The sequence below is a fragment of the Streptomyces sp. DG2A-72 genome (assembly GCF_030499575.1).
Taxonomy (GTDB): domain Bacteria; phylum Actinomycetota; class Actinomycetes; order Streptomycetales; family Streptomycetaceae; genus Streptomyces.
The window spans coordinates 6,979,530-6,996,153 of record NZ_JASTLC010000001.1 but is presented as its reverse complement, the minus strand read 5'-3'; the positions used below and the strand labels follow the sequence as shown (position 1 = coordinate 6,996,153).

General features: G+C 70.7%; 16 protein-coding genes and 3 pseudogenes. 8 read left to right on the top strand and 11 right to left on the bottom strand.

The annotated features are described in order from the left end of the window. Positions 1-49 precede the first annotated feature (49 nt). A pseudogene (locus tag QQY66_RS33330) lies at positions 50-481 on the bottom strand (site-specific integrase); the annotation flags it as partial. Between the two features lie 527 nt (positions 482-1,008). On the opposite strand from QQY66_RS33330, the gene QQY66_RS33325 reads away from it, so the two are divergent. After that, positions 1,009-2,115, top strand: a complete 1,107-nt coding sequence (locus QQY66_RS33325; RefSeq protein WP_301984015.1) for an MFS transporter — start codon at positions 1,009-1,011, stop codon at positions 2,113-2,115. Here the strand turns inward: QQY66_RS33325 and QQY66_RS33320 are convergent. The 5 genes from QQY66_RS33320 to QQY66_RS33295 all read right to left on the bottom strand — a co-directional run bounded on the left by QQY66_RS33320 (position 2,051) and on the right by QQY66_RS33295 (position 6,372). Next, on the bottom strand, positions 2,051-2,767 hold the full coding sequence (locus QQY66_RS33320) for a response regulator transcription factor (RefSeq protein WP_301984014.1): 717 nt from the start codon (positions 2,765-2,767) through the stop codon (positions 2,051-2,053). The two genes, QQY66_RS33325 and QQY66_RS33320, sit on opposite strands and share 65 nt — an antisense overlap. Then, positions 2,764-3,111 carry a hypothetical protein gene (locus QQY66_RS33315; RefSeq protein WP_301984012.1) on the bottom strand — a complete coding sequence of 116 codons (348 nt, stop codon included), beginning with the start codon at positions 3,109-3,111 and terminating at the stop codon, positions 2,764-2,766. Before QQY66_RS33315 ends, QQY66_RS33320 begins: the two co-directional genes overlap by 4 nt. 40 nt (positions 3,112-3,151) lie before the next feature. Then, positions 3,152-3,385, bottom strand: a complete 234-nt coding sequence (locus QQY66_RS33310; RefSeq protein WP_301984011.1) for a hypothetical protein — start codon at positions 3,383-3,385, stop codon at positions 3,152-3,154. A 624-nt stretch (positions 3,386-4,009) separates the two neighbouring features. Beyond that, on the bottom strand, positions 4,010-4,462 hold the full coding sequence (locus QQY66_RS50510) for an MFS transporter (protein ID WP_367667007.1): 453 nt from the start codon (positions 4,460-4,462) through the stop codon (positions 4,010-4,012). 407 nt (positions 4,463-4,869) lie between these two features. Next, complete coding sequence (locus QQY66_RS33295; RefSeq protein WP_301984009.1) at positions 4,870-6,372, bottom strand: SulP family inorganic anion transporter; 1,503 nt, start codon at positions 6,370-6,372, stop codon at positions 4,870-4,872. A gap of 407 nt (positions 6,373-6,779) precedes the next feature. Here QQY66_RS33295 and QQY66_RS33290 point away from each other — a divergent pair, with 407 nt between their 5' ends. Beyond that, the gene (locus QQY66_RS33290) at positions 6,780-7,181 is read left to right on the top strand and encodes a MerR family transcriptional regulator (RefSeq protein WP_301984008.1); all 402 of its coding nucleotides are present in this window, start codon (positions 6,780-6,782) and stop codon (positions 7,179-7,181) included. A gap of 51 nt (positions 7,182-7,232) precedes the next feature. Here the strand turns inward: QQY66_RS33290 and QQY66_RS33285 are convergent, their stop codons facing one another. The 4 genes from QQY66_RS33285 to QQY66_RS33270 all read right to left on the bottom strand — a co-directional run bounded on the left by QQY66_RS33285 (position 7,233) and on the right by QQY66_RS33270 (position 8,482). Next, positions 7,233-7,631 (bottom strand): VOC family protein, encoded by a 399-nt coding sequence (locus tag QQY66_RS33285; protein ID WP_301984007.1) that lies wholly within the window; start codon positions 7,629-7,631, stop codon positions 7,233-7,235. Positions 7,632-7,767: 136 nt separating this feature from the next. Further along, complete coding sequence (locus QQY66_RS33280; protein WP_301984006.1) at positions 7,768-7,938, bottom strand: hypothetical protein; 171 nt, start codon at positions 7,936-7,938, stop codon at positions 7,768-7,770. Between the two features lie 77 nt (positions 7,939-8,015). Next, on the bottom strand, positions 8,016-8,255 hold the full coding sequence (locus QQY66_RS33275) for a hypothetical protein (protein ID WP_301984005.1): 240 nt from the start codon (positions 8,253-8,255) through the stop codon (positions 8,016-8,018). 20 nt (positions 8,256-8,275) lie between these two features. Further along, complete coding sequence (locus QQY66_RS33270; protein WP_301984003.1) at positions 8,276-8,482, bottom strand: hypothetical protein; 207 nt, start codon at positions 8,480-8,482, stop codon at positions 8,276-8,278. Between the two features lie 214 nt (positions 8,483-8,696). On the opposite strand from QQY66_RS33270, the gene QQY66_RS33265 reads away from it, so the two are divergent. From QQY66_RS33265 to QQY66_RS33245, 5 genes and pseudogenes are all read left to right on the top strand, one after another. After that, the gene (locus QQY66_RS33265; RefSeq protein WP_301984002.1) at positions 8,697-9,338 is read left to right on the top strand and encodes an antibiotic biosynthesis monooxygenase; all 642 of its coding nucleotides are present in this window, start codon (positions 8,697-8,699) and stop codon (positions 9,336-9,338) included. A gap of 102 nt (positions 9,339-9,440) precedes the next feature. Beyond that, positions 9,441-11,126: a ribonuclease J gene (locus QQY66_RS33260; protein WP_301984001.1), complete on the top strand. Its 1,686-nt coding sequence runs from the start codon at positions 9,441-9,443 to the stop codon at positions 11,124-11,126. Between the two features lie 79 nt (positions 11,127-11,205). Continuing rightward, a complete protein-coding gene (locus QQY66_RS33255; protein WP_301984000.1) occupies positions 11,206-11,943 on the top strand; it encodes a spermidine synthase in 738 nt (245 codons plus the stop codon). Positions 11,944-12,282: 339 nt separating this feature from the next. Beyond that, a pseudogene (locus tag QQY66_RS33250) lies at positions 12,283-13,526 on the top strand (hypothetical protein). A 43-nt stretch (positions 13,527-13,569) separates the two neighbouring features. Further along, the gene (locus QQY66_RS33245) at positions 13,570-14,466 is read left to right on the top strand and encodes a lysylphosphatidylglycerol synthase domain-containing protein (protein WP_301983999.1); all 897 of its coding nucleotides are present in this window, start codon (positions 13,570-13,572) and stop codon (positions 14,464-14,466) included. Positions 14,467-14,529: 63 nt separating this feature from the next. Here QQY66_RS33245 and QQY66_RS50505 read toward each other — a convergent pair. Further along, positions 14,530-15,567: pseudogene (locus QQY66_RS50505) on the bottom strand (sensor histidine kinase); the annotation flags it as partial. Positions 15,568-15,988: 421 nt separating this feature from the next. Here QQY66_RS50505 and QQY66_RS33235 point away from each other — a divergent pair. Then, a complete protein-coding gene (locus QQY66_RS33235; protein ID WP_301983998.1) occupies positions 15,989-16,624 on the top strand; it encodes a hypothetical protein in 636 nt (211 codons plus the stop codon).

Genomic DNA, 16,624 nt, shown 5'->3' with positions numbered 1-16,624 from the left:
ATGCCACCGGATTCGGCGAGGGCGTCAAGTTCGTTTCTGGTAGAAGCTCCTACGCCTCGTCGGGCTCGGGCGGCTGGTGGTAGGCGCTCAGGAGCCCTTCGATGCGCTGGTTGTTGATGGGCTGCCGGTCATACAGGCACTTGGCGTACCGGCTCAGCAGGACCGCGACACTGTTGCCCGCTCGCTGGGCGACCTCGGCCGGGTCCGCGCCCGCGCACAGCCACGTGTGCAGCGCCGAGTGCCGCAGGTCGTACGGCCGCTTCGCAAGCGGCGTCTTGGTGAGCGCGGGCGGCAGGGCGAGGTCACGGGTCTCGTGCCAGACCCGGTGGTAGATGGTGTAGGCGAGGACTCCGCCGCATCCGCTGAAGAACAGCCGGCCCTCATCCGCCGTGCCGAAGGCGGCGACGTGCTCGCGCCACAGGGCCACCGGATGCGGGGGCAGCGGCACCGCCCGTGTTTCTCCCGGCGGGCGGTTCTTCAGGTCTTTCGACCGTTGCTCTCTTCGAGGCGCACAGCACGCTGAACGGCTCGCTCAGCTCCCTCTGTTGGTAGATTTTCGCAGGTCAAAGCCACTTTGCAAGGCGGTCACCGGCTGACCCCACGGCGAAATTCCGACCGTGGCGCCAACCTGGAAGCTGGCATCGCCTTCTTCCCGATAACCGCGTCCGACCTGCCCCAATGTGACCGCCGACACACAGAAGCGCAGCTTCGGATCACCACCGCCGAACCTCTATGCAGCCGAGTGCTCGCCGTCGTCAGGGAGGAGGCCCCTGAGGGGACAGCTGCGCCGCGCTTGGATGACATTCACCTGCTCCGACTTCTTCCACATGATGTGGGTCAGCTTCGGTTCTGCCTCCACACACTGCGTAGGCGAAGACGCGCGTTCAGACCCATGACCACCGATGCCGCCCGTGGATAAAGTCGCCGCCGATCCAACCACCGTTCACGCGCACTTGGGAGGCGGATATCGGTGAGCGTCGTGTCGTCGCCTTCGTTTATCTGGCCGGTGTGTCGGCGGCCGTCGCGCTGGGGCGGTTCGTTCCGCTGGAGGCGGGAGTCAGGGACGCCTTCGGGCTCTCGCTGACGGCGTTCGGCTGGCTGGTCTCCGGTGTCACCGTGGTCGCGGCGTGCCTGGCCGTGCCGGCGGGGTTGTGGGTCGCACGACGCGATCTGGGGAGCGTCCTGTCCGCCGGGCTGGGGGTCATGCTGGTGGGCGGGCTGCTGGAGGTCACGGCTCCGGTGGCGTTCGTGCTGTACGGCGCCCGGGTGCTGGAGGGGGCGGGGTATCTGGCGGTGGTCGTCACGGGGCCGCTGATCCTGTCGTCACGGTGCGGGGCCGCGACGCAGCGGGGGGCGCTGGCCCTGTGGAGCACCTTCATCCCGGTGGGTCTGGCACTCGCCTCGGCGATCGGGACGCTCGGCGGCACGGTGGGATGGCGGGCGGCCGGGGCACTGACGCTGATACCCGCTGTGGCCGCCCTCGTCGGCGCCCTGGGGTGGCTGACCGGTGTGCGGGGCCGGGCGGACGAACCATACGTCGGTCAAGGCCGGGGGTTCGGGCCCGTGCTCCGGCTCTCGTTGTCCTTCGCCCTCATCGCCCTGATCGGGGTCACCGCGGTGGCCCTGCTGCCGAACCTCGCCACGGACCGGGGCGTGCGCTCGGCAGTGGGCGGCGTGACCGCCGCCGTGGTGTCACTGGCCGCGGTGCCCGGCGGGCTGCTGGCGGGGCTGTTGCTGGGCCGGGGCATCGGGCCGCGTGCACTGGCCATGGCCGTACTCGCCATGCCGTGTGCCGCGGCGGTGATGTACCAGGTCACGCCCTGGACCGTCATCGCCGTCGGTGCCGCCATGATGCAGTTCGCGGGTGGGCTGGTCCTCGCCGTGCTGTACGCGAGCATGCCGTCCGTCGCCCGCTCGCCGCACGAACTCGGGCGTGGTTATGGCCTGTTGAACCAGGCGGGCAGCGTCGGCACGCTGCTTGGCCCGCCCGCCCTCGGCTTCGCCGTCACCCGCGCCGGCTGGACCTCGGCGACCGTCCTGGTCACCGCGGTCACCTTGGCCGGCCTGGCGCTCTTCCTGGTGGCGACCAGGCGTCCGGGACCGTCGGCACCGTGAACCCGGACTGGTAGGCGAAGACGACGAGTTGGGCGCGGTCGCGCAGGGCGAGCTTCTCTCGCAGGTGGTAGACGTGCGAGCGTACGGTCGCCTCCTGCAGCGTCAGCTTGGCGGCGATGTCCGCGTCCGACAGACCGGCCGCCACCAGCAGCAGGATCTCGCGCTCGCGCGGGGTGAGTGACTGCAGGCCCTGCTGGGCCGCGGCGACGGGCTGGGCGTTGCGCCAGTAGAGCCAGTCGATCAGGCGCCGGGTGACCGGGCCGCTGGCCGCGGCCTCGCCCGCCGCCAGGGCGCGCACCGCGCGGATCATCTCCTCGGCCGGGGTGTCCTTGAGCAGGTAGCCGTACGCTCCCGCCTCCAGCGCCTTCATCACGGTTGTGTCGTCGGCCAGTGTGGTGAACACGAGAACCTCGGGGCGCGGCGCCGGCCAGGCCGGGCCCGTCACCTCGGCAGCGACCTCCAGGCCCGAGCGCCGGGCCAGGCGGATGTCGGTGATCAGCACATGGGGCGCGTGCTGCCGGGCCAGGACGAGTGCCTCCGTGCCGTCTCCGGTGGTCGCGACGACGTCGATGTCCGGCTCACGGGTCAGCGCGCCGGCCAACCCGTCGCGCACCACGGGCAGTTCGTCGCAGATCAGCACGTCGATGGTCACGCGCCAACAGTACCGACGCGTGACGTTCGGCGAGGCGCGACGATCAGCGGCAGTGGCCGGGCGGTGACCGAGCCGTCGCCCCAGCGGGGCAGCTCGTTCGACGCGTGTGTCAGCCGTCGGCCTGCGGTTTTGCGGGCGACGAGCACGGCGAGGGCCACCACCGTCGGCACGGCGGGGAGCGCGATGAGGGCGGTGCCGTAGTGGCCGGTGAGGTCGTGGCCGAAGGAGATGGCCAGCGGGCCGAAGGCGCCGACGGTGATGGTGATCGTGTGGGCGCTCCCGCGGATGGCGCAACGTCGGCAGCTGCTCGACCCGCTGCGGCGCTGCGTCACCGCGCTCGACATGCCGTCCGAAGAGCCCGGGCAACGCTCACAGAAGTAGCGGTCAGCCGCTGGCAGTTGGTTTGCGGGAGAGGACGACGGCGAGGACCGCGGCCAGCGGGATGGCGGCCAGGGCGATGAGGGCGGTGCCGTAGTGGCCGGTGAGGTCGTGGCCGAAGGAGACGACCAGCGGGCCGAAGGCGCCGACGGTGATGGTGATCGTGTGGGCGCTCCCGCGGATGGCGCAACGTCGGCAGCTGCTCGACCCGCTGCGGCGCTGCGTCACCGCGCTCGACATGCCATCCGAAGAGCCCGGGCAACGCTCACAGAAGTAGCGGTCAGCCGCTGGCAGTTGGTTTGCGGGAGAGGACGACGGCGAGGACCGCGGCCAGCGGGATGGCGGCCAGGGCGATGAGGGCGGTGCCGTAGTGGCCGGTGAGGTCGTGGCCGAAGGAGATGACCAGCGGGCCGAAGGCGCTCGCGCCGATGGTGATGGTGTGGGCAGTACCGCGGATGGCGCCGAGGTGGGCGGTGCCGAAGTAGCGGGGGTAGGTGGCGGATTCGACGGCGCGGAGCAGTCCGTTGGAGGCGCCGAGTAGGAGGCCGTAGCCGATGGCGGTCCAGCCGGGTTCGACGAGGCGGGTGGAGAGGACCGCGCAGGTGAGGATCGCCATCGCGCCGATGAGTACGCCCTTGGGTGAGACGTGGTCGATGAGGGCGCCGGCGGCGAGGGTGGCGAGCAGGGCGGCTGCGGTCTGGGGCAGGAAGTTGGCCGCGGCTTCGTCGGGGGTGAGGCCGCGCTCGCCGAGCAGGGCGATCCGGTGGAAGTTCAGCCCCGTGGTGAGCATGCTGCTGGCGGCCAGGCAGGCGGCGACGGCCCAGAACGCGCCGGTGCGCAGGGCCCGGCGCAGGGGCCAGCCGGTCAGCGGGGCGTCGATGGCAGTGCTGGTGAGCGGGGCGACGCCGTCGACGTGCCGGCCGAGGTCGGCGGGCTTGTTGCGGATGCCGAAGAGTGCGAGGGGATGACGATCAGCCAGACGGCGACGCCTTCGATGGCCCACGACTGGCGCCAGCCGTACGCGGAGACCAGGCGTTCGACGAGGAGTGGGGCGAGTGAGATGCCGGCCGTGCCCACCGCGCTGGTGATGCCGAGAGCCAGGCCGCGTCGCTTGTCGAACCAGTACGCGACCGTCGTGGTCGCCACCAGGGACAGCGCCCCCTGTCCGGCCATGCGGACGCCGACGAACCCGGCGGTCAGACCGACGATTCCGGTGACGAAGGACAGGGAGATCAGGATCGCGCCGAAGGCGGCTCCGACGGCGGCGATCACCCGTCTGGGGCCGTAGCGGTCGATGGCGCGGCCGACCAGCGGCATCGCGCAGGCGCCGACGAGTGTTCCGGCCAGGTAGGTGGTGGAGACCTGGGTCGGCTGATGCCGAGGTCCGTGATGAGCGGGTCGATGAAGACGTCGATGAAGACCGAGACACCGGTGGTCTGTCCCTGGGGCGGTCATCGCCATGGCCAGGGCGCTGTAGCCGACGATGCGCCAGCCATGGAAACGCCCCCGGACGCAGGCCCGGCAGGCGCGGTGGGATCGGCTTCGCAACGGAAGGGCTTGGCGACGCGGCTCAGTGTTCCTCCTCCCGGCTGCCCCGTCGTCCCGAGAGGGGCAGATGACGCGAACCGGATTCCGGGATCGTCAGGGCATTGTCCCGGACCCGGCCCGCGCGCAGAAGGCTGCCTCTTTCCCTCGCGGTTCCCGCGGGAAAGAGGCAGCCGACGTCAGTGGCCTGCGGTGAGCTGCCCGGCGAGGCGTTCGTGCATGTTCGCGCTGGGCTCGTTCAGGCCGATGATGGTGACCTTCTTGCCGCGCTGCTTGTACTTGGTCTCGATGGCGTCCAGGGCGGCCACAGACGAGGCGTCCCAGATGTGGGCGTCGGTGAGGTCTATGACGACGTCGTCCGGGTCGTCCTTGTAGTTGAACTGGTAGACGAGGTCGTTGGAGGAGGCGAAGAACAGCTCGCCGGTGACGGCGTAGACGACCTGGTTGCCGTCGGGATCGACGACGCCGGAGACGTTGGCGAGGTGGGCGACGCGCTTGGCGAAGATCACCATGGCGGTGATGGAGCCGAGGACGACACCGATGGCGAGGTTGTGGGTGGCGACCACGGCGGCGACGGTGACGACCATGACGGTGGTCTCGCCCAGCGGCATCCGCTTGAGCGTCTTGGGCTGGATGGAGTGCCAGTCGAAGGTGGCGACCGACACCAGGATCATGACGGCGACCAGTGCGGCCATCGGGATGTCGGAGACGACGGGGCCGAAGGCGATGCACAGCACCATCAGGAAGGACCCGGCCAGGAAGGTCGACAGGCGGGTGCGGGCGCCGGACGTCTTCACGTTGATCATCGTCTGGCCGATCATGGCGCAGCCGCCCATGCCGCCGAAGAAGCCGGTGACGATGTTGGCGATGCCCTGGCCGATGGACTCACGGGTCTTGTTGGAGTGGGTGTCGGTGATGTCGTCGACCAGCTTGGCCGTCATCAGCGACTCCATCAGCCCGACCAGCGCGAAGGCCAACGCGTACGGGGCGATGGTGGTCAGCGTGTCCAGCGTGAACGGCACGTCCGGCAGACCGGGCACCGGCAGCGAGGAGGGCAGGTCGCCCTTGTCGCCGACGTTGGGGACGGCGATGCCCGCGGCCACCGTGATGACGGTAAGGATCACGATCGAGACCAGGGGGGCCGGGACGGTCTTGGTGATCTTCGGAAAGAGCACCATGAGCGCGAGGCCGCCGGCGATCAGCGGGTAGACGGCCCAGGGGACGTCGTGCATCTCGGGCACCTGCGCCATGAAGATCAGGATGGCGAGGGCGTTGACGAAGCCCACCATCACGCTGCGCGGCACGAACCGCATCAGCTTGGCGACGCCCAGCGCACCGAGCACGATCTGGATGAGCCCGCCGAGGATGACCGCGGCGATCAGGTAACCCAGGCCGTAGTCGTGGTTGAGCGGCGCGATGACCAGGGCAATCGCGCCGGTCGCGGCGGAGATCATGGCCTTGCGGCCGCCGACGAACGAGATCACCACGGCCATGGTGAACGACGCGAACAGGCCGATCGCCGGGTCGACCCCGGCGATGATCGAGAAGGAGATGGCCTCCGGGATCAGTGCCAGCGCCACCACCAGGCCGGCCAGTACCTCGGTGCGGAAGACCTTCGGGGAGTCGAGCCAGTCGGGCTTGGACATGCGCAGCTTGGGGCCTGCGGACAGCAGTGAAGACATGCAACCGTTTCTGTTCGGGCGCAGACATCCACCTGCTGGATGCATGCGCGTCGTACTCGACTCCACACATGGGGTGGAATCCCCGGCGGCCCGGCCTCGATGGGGGCCCTGCCGGTGGGAGTGGCAGCCTTTGTGGCTGCCGGTCGGGCATCATTGCCCGGAAGTCTGCGGGTGCCGGCCGGGGGCCCGGTCGGGGCCCCCGCGCTCTGACGGGGGCCGCCCTGGCTGCGCCTTTACAGCGTGGCCGCCCTCACGAAAAAGACTCTACCCTGACGTGAGGTGAGAGTGCGACCTGTGGCTTGTGAAATGCAGGTGAACGCGGCCTCGGATCATGTGATTCCAGACACGTATGCTGGAGCACTTCGAACGTTCGAATGCGGCGGGACGCAGAAGGAGAAGGCGTGACGATGACTGAGCGGCAAATGCAGATCGGCGAGGTGGCCGAGCGGACCGGTTTGTCGCTGCGCACGATCCGCCACTACGAGGAAGTCGGCCTCGTCATCCCGTCCGCCCGCAGCAAGGGCGGCTTCCGCCTCTACACCGAGGCCGACGTCGAGCGCCTGATGGTCATCCGCCGCATGAAGCCGCTGGACTTCTCGCTGGAGGAGATGCGGGACCTGCTGGAGATCACCGACCGCATCGCCGACACCGACGACCCTGCGGCGGGCGAGGAGAAGGAGCGGCTGCGCGAGCGCCTCGACTCCTACCGCAAGGTGGCCGACGCCCGCTGCGAAACGCTGCGCGCCCAGCTGATGGCCGCCGAGGACTTCGCCGCCACGCTCCGCCGCAGGCTCGGCACAGGGAACTGACAGCGGCGCGTGAGGAGGCATTCTCCGCACGCGCCGCCCGGCCGGCTCCGCTTACGAGGCTGTCGGCTCACCGCTGCCGTAAGGGCGGGTGATGACCTCCATGCCGTGTCCGGCGGGGTCCATGAAGTACATACCGCGCCCGCCGTCGTTGCGGTTGATCTCGCCGGGCTGCTTGCCGTGCGGATCGGCCCAGTACGTGATCTCGGCATCCTGGATCCGCTGGAAGATGGCGTCGAACTCTTCCTCGGTGACGAGGAAGGCGTAGTGCTGCATGACGATCGATTCCGCGGGGATGGCGGCGAAGTCCAGGGTGACGCCGTTGCTCAGCGCGATGGGGATGAACGGGCCCCACTCGGCCCCGATCTCCAGGTCCAGGAGGTGCGCCAGGAACTCGGCGGATTCCCGGTTGTCCCGGGCATGGACGATGGTGTGATTCAACTCGACTGACACAGTGGAATGCCTCCGTAAGGCAAACTCACGGGCACCTCCATGCCTCACCCGAACGGTGACCGACACGCGATGCCGTGCCGTCATCCTAAGGGCCGATGCCCCGTCGCCCCAGGGTATTTCGTCGGTCAGAGGCTGCTCATACGTGGGCGCTGTCGAGGCGATCGGCCTTGACGGTGCAGGCTCGGGACCAGTTGCCGCGGGCGTCCACGTTCTCGAAGGCCACGTCCCCGGCGTCGGTGCGAGTGGCCCGTCCGGCGGTGAGGATCATCTCGGAGCCGTCGGTCAGTTTCACCATGAACGTTCCCATCGGCGTTCTCATCCTCTCGGCGTGGACTGCGCGTGATCGTGCAGTGCACCCCCTGCCCCGGCGGGCAGGCGGCCGCTTCAGTGGCACCACCAGGTGCCGTCGGGCGGCTGTGGAATCCAGTGGTAGCCGCCGCCGTCGGCGGGCCCGCGCCGGAAGACGGCCGTCACCGTGTCCGCCCGGTACGTGTGCACCCGCTCGGAGTTGCCGTGCAGGTCGGTGCGCTCCGGCACGATCTCGCCCGACGCGGTGCGCCCGGCGGCGTCCGCCTCGATCACGGCGTCCTCGCCGTGGGCCAGTTGCAGCATGAAGAGAGCCATGGGTTTGTGCTCCGTGCCGCTCAGAGTCCGACGGGGATCGCGGGGAGGTCCTCCCAGACCTGCCGCAGTTCCGTGTAGCGGCGGTCGGGCAGCTGCGCGAGCACACCCCCGACCTCGGGGCGGGCGCCGGCCGCCGCGATGAGCAGATCGCTCCTGCTCACTCCGCCGTTGGCGAAGAGAGCGGACAGATGGTCGGCGGTTTCCAAACGGGTGACGTCATCGGCCATGAAAGGACTCCCAACTCAAGCTCGGCCTCGACGCGGTGAGCGGCATCCTGGCTCACGGCAGCAGCACCAGCCCGGCTCCTCCCGGGTCCAGCCGGCGCATCTGCGTGACGGCGTGGAGCGGGCCAAGGGGCATCTCCGTAAAGCAGTTGCGGGACCGGCCCGGCACGCAGCCACAATCGGCGCAGCACACGTCCCGGCATGTGGAGGAGCACACGTGATCAGCCCTGCCTTCCCTCGTATCGCACGATCTGATGTGCCCCTCATCGTCATCGGCACCCGCCACACCAACAGTCCCGACCACCAGCGACGGACGGCTGACGCCGATGCCCACGAGTTCGACCGCGGCCCCTGGGCCGGCGGACTTGCCGCCATCACCTGGTTTCTGAGCATGGACGGCGAGACGTTGCTGACCTGTGCCCAATGGGACAGCGACGCGGCACACGACGCGTACCTGCGAGGCAACGGCCCGGTGACCCCGCTCGCCGGACCGCCCGGCTACCGGCTGTACCGCAGCCTGGCCGAGGAGGGCGAGACCCGCACCCCCGGCTGCCTGATCACCGCAGCCTTCGATGTGGACGGACCCGAGCGGCAGTGGTACTTCACCGACGCCGTCATCGCGGCCCAACCCGAGGAGGGCGGGCACCCGGGAGCGATCTCGGCGCACTTCCTGCTGAGTACCGACGGAACCCGGGTGCTCCTCTACACGGAATGGACCAGCGCCGAGGCCCACCAGGAGGCGGCCGAGGCGGGCGATCACGACAAGGGACACGACATCTTCTCCAGCACACCCGGCGTACGGCTCACCCACGGCAACCGCTACCACCTCCACGGCGCGCTGTCCCGTCCGCTGCCGTAGCGGCCCCGTTCCGAAGGCTGAACTCCTCGGCCTCGCCGTGTTGAACCGGCTGGTTGGGCAGCCAGTGGATCACCTCGACAGACTCTCCGGTAACGTCAGAGTATGAGTCATCCGCATCCAGAACTGAAAGCCGCCCCTCCCCTGCCCAAGGGAGGGCTACGGGTCGTCGCCCTGGGCGGCCTGGGTGAGATCGGCCGCAACATGACCGTCTTCGAGCACGCCGGCAAACTCCTCATCGTCGACTGCGGCGTCCTGTTCCCCGAAGAGACCCAGCCCGGCGTGGACGTGATCCTGCCGGACTTCACCTCGATCCGGGACCGCCTGGACGACATCGTGGCCGTAGTGCTCACCCACGGCCACGAGGACCACATCGGCGGCGTGCCGTACCTGCTGCGCGAGCGCTCCGACATCCCCGTCGTGGGCTCGAAGCTGACGCTGGCGTTCCTGGAGGCCAAGCTCAAGGAGCACGGCATCCGGCCACGCACGGTGCGGGTACGTGAGGGCGACCGGCGCACCTTCGGCCCCTTCGACTGCGAGTTCATCGCGGTCAACCACTCCATCCCGGACGGCCTCGCGGTCGCGATCCGCACCGGCGCCGGAATGGTGCTGCACACCGGCGACTTCAAGATGGACCAGTTCCCCCTCGACGACCGCATCACCGACCTACGAGCCTTCGCCCGCCTCGGCGAGGAGGGCGTCGACCTCTTCCTCACCGACTCCACCAACGCCGAAGTACCCGGCTTCACCACCTCCGAGCGCGAGCTGAACCCCGCGATCGAGCAGGTGATGCGAACCGCCCCGCGCCGGGTGATCGTCTCCAGCTTCGCCAGCCATGTGCACCGCATCCAGCAGGTCCTGGACGCCGCGCACCAGCACGGCCGCAAGGTCGCCTTCGTGGGCCGCTCCATGGTCCGCAACATGGGCATCGCCCGGGAACTCGGGTACCTGAAGGTGCCCTCGGGCCTGGTCGTGAGCACCAAGGAAATGGAGAAGCTGGCGGACCACAAGATCACCCTGGTCTGTACCGGTTCCCAGGGCGAGCCGATGGCGGCTCTGTCCCGGATGGCCAACCGCGACCACGTGATCCGCATCGGCAAGGGCGACACCGTCCTGCTCGCCAGCTCCCTCATTCCCGGCAACGAGAACGCCATCTACCGGGTGATCAACGGCCTGACCCGGTGGGGTGCCCACGTCGTCCACAAGGGCAACGCCAAGGTGCACGTCTCCGGACACGCCAGCGCCGGTGAACTCGTCTACTGCTACAACATCGTCAAACCCCGCAATGTCATGCCCGTCCACGGCGAGTGGCGCCACCTGCGGGCCAACGGCGACCTCGCCATCCGTACGGGGGTCGATCCCGACCGGGTGGTCATCGCCGAGGACGGCGTCGTCGTCGACCTCGTCGACGGCCGCGCCAAGATCACCGGCAAGGTGCCCGCGGGCAACGTCTACGTGGACGGCATGGAGGTCGGCGGCGCCACCGAGGCGTCCCTCAAGGACCGCCTCACCCTCGCGGAAGAAGGCGTGGTCACCGTCGTGGCGATCGTGGACGCCGACACGGGCGCCCTGGCCGAGACTCCCGACTTCCTGGCCCGCGGCTTCGTCCACGACGACACCACCTTCGAGCCCGTCATCCCGGTCATCGAGAAGACTCTGGCGACCGCGGCCCAGGAAGGAGTGGGAGACGCGCACCAGCTGGAACAGCTCATCGCCCGCGCGGTGGCCTCCTGGGCGTTCCGGACCTACCGCCGCAAGCCCCTCATCATCCCCGTCATCATCGACGCCTGAGCCGGGCGACGACCGCCAACCGCTGCTTGGCCGCGGCGGACGGAGCCCCAGATCGTGGCAGGCAGAGAAAGGTGCATGGATGAGCGCGCGTTTCGAGGAGATCGACTGGCGCCCGACGGCGATGGGCGACATCAGTCTTCGGCGCCGACGGGACCCGGCATCGGGCGACGACGTGTACGAAGTGAAACTCGGGGACGAGTTCTTGATGTCCAGCCTCTTCACCGCGGGCGAGATCGCCCTCACCCGGCTCGGCCTGGCACAGCTGCCGCACACCGAACCGGAGGAACTCGACATCGCCGTGGGCGGGCTCGGCCTCGGCTACACCGCCCGGGCCGCCCTGGAGGACCCACGCGTCCGCTCCCTGATCGTCATCGACGCACTCGGCGAGGTCATCGACTGGCACCAGCGCCGGCTCGTACCACTCGGTGCCTCCCTGGCGTCGGACCCACGCTGCCGCCTGGTCCAGGGCGACTTCTTCGCGATGGTCGCAGACTCCCGCGGCCTCGCCCCCCAGACCCCGGATCGCCGTTTCCACGCCATCCTGCTGGACGTGGACCATTCACCGCGCCATGTGCTGCACCCCCGTCACGCGGCGCTCTACCAGCCTGCCGGGATGCGCGCCCTCGCCAGCCGTCTCCACCCCGACGGCATCTTCGCTCTCTGGTCGAACGACCCCCCGGACGAACAGTTCAACTCCGTCCTCGCCCAGGTCTTCGCTGAATCCGAAGCCCACGTCGTCGACTTCGACAACCCCCTGCAGGAAGGAACCGCGGCCAATACCGTCTACGTGGCACGGAAAGCCGCTGACGCGAACTGATGTGTAGCTGACGCCGCTGGCCACGCGGGGAACGCCGCGGGCCAAGTCCGTTGATCACCCATGCGCGGCCTGCTAGAGATCTCGGACCGGCTCGGCGACCAAGACGCCCCGGCCACACCACAGGTGCGGGCGCGGCTTCGTGAGCGGCTCGACGCGAGGCCAGCAGCAGCACCGTCAGCGTGGCCCGCCCCGAAGCGCGGGCGCCCTCGTGCGCCATGGACCGGTCCGCCACGGTGAGGGCCCTGCGCCCGCTCAGGCCGCGGCCAGGCTCGTCACTGTTTCCGGGCTTGCAGCCTCCTCCGGAAGCCCCGCCGCGTCCTCAGCTCGGCACGGCCTGGGATGGGCCTCGGCTGGGACGAGACGCCGTTGCTGCGGGTCTGCCTGGCGGTTCTGTCCGGCCTCGGCCTGTACTGGGCGCTGCGGAGCCGGCGGGACCTGTTCCCGGCACGGGTGCTCGCGGGCGGTGGAGCCCTGTTCGCGTCGCTGTGGATCACGCTGTTCCACGGCCCGCAAGTGATGCCCAACTACTGGGTGGCCGTCGGTGCCCTCGCGAGCGTGGGCTTCTTCCTGCGCGCCCAGGCCGACCGCACCCGGAGCGGTCCGGTCTGGAGCGTGGCCGCGAGTACGGCGCTGATGGCGTGGATGCGACCCACGGACGCGGTCTGGGCCACCCTCCCCCTGCTCACGCTGCTGGTCCGTGTCCGTCGCCGATGGCACCTGCGGCTGTTGCTCGCGCTGATCGGTGTACTGGCGGCCGGGGCCGCCGAGTGGATCGTCGAGGCGTACGTCGGCTTCGGCGGTCTGGGTGCGCGGCTGGCCGCGGCTCCCGCATCCAGGGCGGCCTGGGCTGGCACATCGCCGTCGGCGACCAGCTGCGCAGCCTGGGCGGACGCGCCCTGTGCCGCCCGTGCACCGGGGCGATGCCGAACCCCGCGGTGACGGCCTGGTGGTTCGTCCTGCCGCTGCTCGCGGCCCTCGCGCTGGTGGTCGCGGTGCGGGCCCGGCGCGCGGCGGCCACGCTCCTGCCACTGGCCTGCGCCGTGACGGCGGCCGTCCCCTACCTCTTCCTGATCGGCTACGCCGCGCCCCGCTCCCTGCTCCCCGCGTACGCGCTGCCGGCCATCCCCGTCGTGGACGCCCTCGCCCACCTGATGACCGCGCCGAGCAGGCGGTGGCGTCCGGTGGTCGTCGGCCTCACGGCCGTCGGGCCGGCCGGCCATCTGGCCTTGCAGTGCGCCGTGTTGGAGGCCACCGTCTCCCGCAACACGGCCGCCCGCCAGGACTGGGCCCGCGACGTCGCAGACCTGCACCGTCTCGGGGTACGGCCACCCTGCCTGCTCACCGGGTACGACGACGTCCCGATCGCCTTCTACGCCGGCTGCGCGTCGGCCGACACCGGCGGACACAACGCCAACACCACCGCACAAGCCCTCACCCGGACCGCGCGCCGGATGCCGGTCGCCGTCCTCACGACCGACACCGCCCCTCCGCCGTCCTACGCCCGCACCTGGTCCCGCCACCGGCTGAAGACCGGGGACGCGTACGTCGCTCCTGCGGCCGTACGGGAAGGGCAGGGCTCGTGACTCCGCCCGTCATCCCGCCTGTGGCTATCGACAGACGTATCCCGTGGCACACGGCGGCGGCCGTCGCGCCGTGTGCGCCGCCGGTCTCGCCGCACGCCACTGGCCCGTCCTCGATGCCGGTGCGGACCGGCTGGCCGTCGCCGACCGGGGGTGGCTGCTGATGGCGGGTGTGCCGGCCACCCTGGCCTGGGCGTCCTCGGCTCTCGCCCAGCAGGGCGCGGTCCGCGAGGTGCTGCCCGCCGGGCGTCTGGTGACCGCGCAGTTCGCGGCGTCCGCCGCCAGTCACCTCCTGCCGGCCGGGCTGGACGCCGGCGCGGTCAACCTGCGGTTCCTGATGCGCTGCGGGCTGCCACGCGCCCGCGCGGCCACCGCGCTCGCGGTCAAGAGCACCGCCGGCGCCGCCGCACGGGCGGTGCCGGTCGCCGTGTTCGCCGTGCTGTGCCCCGGCGTCCCGCGGCTGCCGTCGGTGGGCGCGGGGAAGCTGCTGGCTGCGGGCGCGCTGGTGGCGGCGGTGCTCGCAGCGGCCGTGGTCGTGACGAGGACGAGACTGCGGCGCTGGCTGGCCGACGCCGTGGCCGATGTACGCGCCGTCCACGCAAGCCCGCCGCGAACCGCGGCCCTGTGGGGCGGCGGCTCTCTCACCTTCGCCGCACTGCACACCGGAGTCGTGATCGCCGTCGTACGCGCCCTGGACGTGCCTCTTTCAGCGGGGGCAGTAGCCCTGGCGTGTCTCGCCGCGAGCAGTGCTGCCGTACTGCTGCCGACTCCAGGCGGCCTCGGTTCCCTGGACGCCGCGCTCGCCTGGGCGCTGACCGCCGCCGGAGCCCCGGGAAGTGCGGGTGTCTCGGCGGTGCTCGGCTACCGGCTGCTGACCGTCTGGATCCCACTGGTCCCAGGACTGCTGGTGCTGGCCGTGATGGTGCGCAGGAAGGCGTTGTGAGCGCGGTCGGGACCGGCGCGTAGGCGGCGGGTCAGTTGTTCGTCTCCGGCGGTCAGGGGGAAGCAGCAGGGTGAAGGTCGTGGGGTCGGTGCCCGCCAGGACCAGCCGGCCGCCCGCCGCCTCGGCCAGCTCTGCGGCGAGCGCGAGTCCGATGCCTGCCCCGGGGCCCGTGGTGTGACCGCGGTCGAAGAGCACCGAGGGGTGGGTACGCAGGATTCCCTCGTCGCGCACGTCGAGGGCGACGGTCTCACCGAGGGAGCGGGCCGTCACCTCGGCCGTTCCCCGGCCGTGCCCGCGGGCGTTGTCGAGGAGCACGTCGAGGATCTGGCCGACGGTCCGGCCGGGTACGGGCATCTCACGGGTTCCAGGCTCGGCGGTGACGATGAGCCGGCGGCCCGCGTCGGCGAAGAGACCGTGCCAGCGTTGCTCGGCGGAGTCCAGGGCCTCGCCGAGGAGTTGGGTGGCTGCGGGCGACGGCACGGGGGACCGCTCGGGGCCGGCCAGGCGCAGGACCTCGTCGATGGTGTGGCGCAGGTGGTGGGTGCTCTCCAGCCCCTCCTCCAGGGCTGTTCGCGGATCCGTGCGGGGATCGGCCAGGGCGGCCTCCAGGCCCAGTTGGAGGCCGGCCAGCGGGGTGCGTAGCTGGTGGGAGGCGTTCGCGGTGAAGTCCCGCTCGCGCTGCAGGAGGTGGGCCAGTTGTTCGACCATCGCGTTGTGAGTGCGGGCGACCTGGTCGATCTCGGCGACGGCGGAGGGCGCGGCCCGGGCCGTCAGGTCCCCCTCGGTGACCGCCCGGGACTGTCGGGAGAGGGCTTCCAGGGGCGCCGTAAGGATGCGGGCCTGGCGGCGGGCGACCAGGACTGCGACGGCGAGCGCGCCCAGAGCCGCCCCCAGGAGGGCGAGCCACGCGAGCAGGATGCGCCGCCACACGCCCCACGCCGGTGACGAGGCACGGACGACGCCGATGACCTGCTCGTTCTGGGAGACGGGGACCGCGACGACGAGGTCCCCGCCGGCGCGTCCGCGGACGACCGTTCCCGTGCTCGCGCGGCGGGTGTCCGGGTCCGCCCGGGCCGGCCCCTCGCCCGCACGCAACCGCATCCGTGTGTCGTACACGCCCAGGCGCACATCTCCGCCCGCCGCCGGCAGCTCCACGGGGTTGCCGGAGACGAAGTCCGGGCCCACCCGTACGGCGGCGGTCAGCGCGTCGCGTTCCAGTTCATCGCGCTCGTCGGCGAAGAAGTACGCCCGCATGGCCGCCGCGAGCGGCACGGCCAGCACGACGAGGGCGACCAGGACGGCCACCAGGGCGACACGGAGCACACGCTGTCTCATGCCCTCATCATCGGGACACTCCGGGGGCCGGACGGACCTACGGCGCGGGTTTTGCCGTCGTCTAACCCTCGGCGGTCAGGGCGTTAACCAGGCGATGCCTAGCGTCACGGACATGGCCGACCGCCCGCGGGCGCCCGGCCCGGGTGCCGGCTCCGGGCGCCTGTCTCCGTAGAAGGGCAACATCACGATGAAGCGCACACACCTGGTCCTACCCGTTGCCGGCATCGTCCTGGCATCGGTGGGAATCACCGCATGCGGTGGATCAGAGGGCTCCAGCAGCTCCGGCGGGTCCGGCGGCCCGTCCACGACCAGTCGTACGACCCAGTCGTCGCCCGCCGCGCCCGCGACCGAGTCCAACCCGGCGGGCGACATCCCCGACAACCAGGCGTACGTCGCCTTCACTCCGCCCGGCGGCGGCTTCTCCGTGAAGGTGCCCGAAGGCTGGGCGCGCACCGGCAAGGGCACCGTCACCTCCTTCACCGACAAGCTGAACCGCATCGAACTCGCGCCGACGTCGGCCGCGTCCGCCCCCACGACCGGTTCGGTCACCGCGCAGACGGTCCCCCAACTGCGGCGCAGCGTGCCGCACTTCGCGATAGGGCACGTCTCCGTGGTCTCCCGGCACGCGGGCAAGGTCGTACTGCTTACCTACCAGGGCGACTCGGCCCCCGACCCGGTGACCGGCAAGGTGGTGCGGGACGCCTTCGAGCGATACGCGTTCCACCGCCAGGGCCGCGAGGTGGACGTGACCCTCTCCGGGCCGCTGCACGCCGACAACGTGGACCCGTGGCGCATCGTCACCGACTCCTTCACCTGGCGGTGA